The sequence below is a fragment of the Massilia hydrophila genome, assembly GCF_020208145.1.
In the GTDB taxonomy this organism is placed as follows: Bacteria; Pseudomonadota; Gammaproteobacteria; order Burkholderiales; family Burkholderiaceae_D; genus Telluria; species Telluria hydrophila.
The window spans coordinates 1-417 of sequence record NZ_JAHYBX010000074.1 but is presented as its reverse complement, the minus strand read 5'-3'; the positions used below and the strand labels follow the sequence as shown (position 1 = coordinate 417).

Annotated in this window: 1 protein-coding gene; it reads right to left on the bottom strand. The window is 58.5% G+C overall.

Features of this window, described 5'->3' with window-relative positions:
* Positions 1-16 precede the first annotated feature (16 nt).
* Positions 17-417, bottom strand: a 401-nt coding sequence (locus LE190_RS21555) for a hypothetical protein (protein ID WP_225240626.1), incomplete at its 5' end; no start/stop codon positions are given.

The window sequence follows — 417 nt, the reverse complement described above, 5'->3', positions numbered from 1 at the left end:
GGGAGCATTCGATGGCTCAACCGGCAAATCGCTCCATCGACGGCGGCGCGTCTTTCGCTGCCGCAGATCCGTTTGCGTTCACCGAAAATACGCAGAGCCGCTTCGTTCGATAGATCTCACCGTTCGGCGCTTCCGGGCTCTGACAGATATCGATGACATAGCCGATGCCATTGCGCGATGCATAAGCCATTCGCTCCGCCAGCGAATTCAAGCCCTCGACATCCGTCAACCGGCTTCGCCAGGTCGGATAATACGAAGGCGTCAACACCACGGATCCGCCACGCTTGAAATCGACCCAGATGCGGCGATGTGATACGAAGTCAATCACGCCCTGGAGATCGAGCGCCATATCGGCGACGCTCACTTCGGCTCGACCGTCGACTTCCGGCCTGCTAGGAAGGAGGAATGTTGCGGTCA